The 2,068-nt window shown below is 45.5% G+C and carries 3 protein-coding genes; 1 reads left to right on the top strand and 2 read right to left on the bottom strand.

The annotated features are described in order from the left end of the window. Window positions 1-705, top strand: a 705-nt coding sequence (locus R8N46_RS24380; protein ID WP_318189676.1) for an MATE family efflux transporter, incomplete at its 5' end; no start/stop codon positions are given. A 73-nt stretch (window positions 706-778) separates the two neighbouring features. Here R8N46_RS24380 and R8N46_RS24375 read toward each other — a convergent pair. Both R8N46_RS24375 and R8N46_RS24370 read right to left on the bottom strand, forming a co-directional pair. Then, entirely contained in the window at window positions 779-1,756 is a 978-nt protein-coding gene (locus tag R8N46_RS24375) for a Gfo/Idh/MocA family protein (protein WP_005477354.1), read from the bottom strand. Between the two features lie 58 nt (window positions 1,757-1,814). Next, window positions 1,815-2,068, bottom strand: a 254-nt coding sequence (locus R8N46_RS24370; RefSeq protein WP_318189675.1) for a response regulator, incomplete at its 5' end; no start/stop codon positions are given.

Genomic DNA, 2,068 nt, shown 5'->3' with positions numbered 1-2,068 from the left:
AGAGTGAAGCGCAACCACTGGGCTACAACGCAATGGCAAGATCTGAATGTGATGAAAAGCGTCACTTCGATAGGTAACATCATGGGGCCAGCCATGGTCAGTCAATTGCTACCGCCGCTCTCTTCAATGTTAGCGACCAAGTTGCTTGCCAGCTTTGGAACTGCCGCAGTCGCTGCTTGGGCGCTAGGCTGGCGTTACGAGTTTTTTGCCATTGTGTCTGTATTGGCACTGACCATGTCGATGCCTCCAATGGTGGGGCGTTTGTTAGGCGCAAAGAACTATCGAGACATTCAATCTCTGGTTGGAATAGCGGTTAAGTTCATTCTTGGCTTCCAGCTTTTGATTGCGGCGATTACCTTCTTGCTTGCAAACCCGCTCGCGTTGTTAATGACAAGTGATACCCAAGTAGAACAAGTGCTCCACATGCATCTAATGATTGTGCCGATAAGTTTGGGCTCTCTTGGCGTTTGTATGCTGATGGTGTCGATTTGCAATGCGCTAGGGAAATCGTACACAGCATTAACCATTTCGGCATTGCGCTTGTTTGTTTTCTTCCTACCTTGCCTATGGCTGGGTGCGCAACTGGGCGGTATCAGAGGTCTGCTGTTTGGTGCGTGTGCGGGTAATATTATGGCGGGTATTTCTGCTTACCTTACTTACCGTAAAACCATACACAAACTTGCGATAAAGCAAGCTACAGCCTAAGTTTTAGTATTAACAAAGAAGCCCTCCACTGAGGGCTTCTTACTATCAACTTTTGGCTATACCATGCACAAGCTTACTGGTCAGCAGGGAATACTACGCCAGTTTGTTTGCGTACTTCAGTCAATACTTTTGCAACGGTCAACGAACGTTGTTTCATTTGTTCATCAATCACACCAAGCTTTAACTGCTTCGCAAATGCTTCTGCTTCGTAGAACATATGATTCTCGGTTTGAGGCAAAGTTAGAGTCTCTTTTTCTTCACCACGAAGAATACGCTCTACACCACGGCCTGTGGCGATCATATCGACCAACACACTGCCTTGCTCACCTTGAAACTCGCTTGGGATAAGAGAATCACTGACTTTCGAGTGCAGAAGATTTACGTTAAAGCCATCATACGCCAGCGTTACGCTGCCGCATCCGTCAACGCCTGATGGAAGCACATGTGCACTGGCTTGAACAGAGTTCGGCTCACCAAACAACTCAATCGCAGAACCCACGCAGTAATAACCGATGTCCATGATGGAGCCATTGGAAAACGCAGGATTGAATGTGTTTGGATTTTCTCCATTTAGGTATTTTTGGTATCTCGATGAATACTGGCAATAGCTAATCGTCGCATGTCGTAACGGAGCGATAGACGGTAAGCTCTCTTTCAATACTTGGAAGTTTGGTGTGTAAGGCGACATAAACGCTTCAAACAACACAACGTTGTTTTCCTCAGCACAGGCAAACATCTGTTGTGCCAATGCGTAGTTTGAAGCCATTGGCTTTTCACAAATGACGTGTTTGCCCGCTTTTAACATTTGAATGGCTTGAGGAGCATGAAGCGAATTCGGACTGGCGATGTACACCGCATCAATGTCTGCATCCTGACCTAATGTTTCTAGGCTGTCGTAATAAGTATCTGCATCGTAAGGCGTACCAAACAAACGCGCTTTTTCTATATCTCTCGAATACACAGCTTTAAGGCAAAACTGCTTGGTTTGGATTGCTGCTTCAACAAATTGTTGCGAAATCCAGTTAGTCCCGATAACAGCGAGTTTAAACATGTCACTTCCTTTATATTCGTTCTAAAAAGCCGTAATGAATTCGGCTTATCAGTGCGATTTAAGCAAGCTTTAGTTCATTAAACAACTCAAATAACTGGTTAGATTTATACGGCTTTGGCAAATACGCATCCATACCCGCAGCAAAACAATTGTGAATGTCCTCTTCCAACACACTCGCGGTCAAAGCAATGATGGTTGTTTTCTTGCAGCCCACTTTCTTTTCCCAACGGCGAATCTCTTTTGTCGCGGTTAGTCCGTCCATCACCGGCATCATACAATCCATCAAAATGGCGTCAAACTGCTCACCTTTGG

This window comes from Vibrio sp. 1874, from assembly GCF_033344395.1.
Lineage (GTDB): Bacteria > Pseudomonadota > Gammaproteobacteria > Enterobacterales > Vibrionaceae > Vibrio > Vibrio alginolyticus.
Note: the sequence above shows the minus strand (reverse complement) of the source record. Positions and strands in the feature narration are given on the sequence as shown.

Bases quoted from the DNA above. Each gene is read 5' to 3' on its own strand.
- R8N46_RS24375 (WP_005477354.1), bottom strand. From the start codon at position 1,756: ATGTTTAAACTCGCTGTTATCGGGACTAACTGGATTTCGCAACAATTT.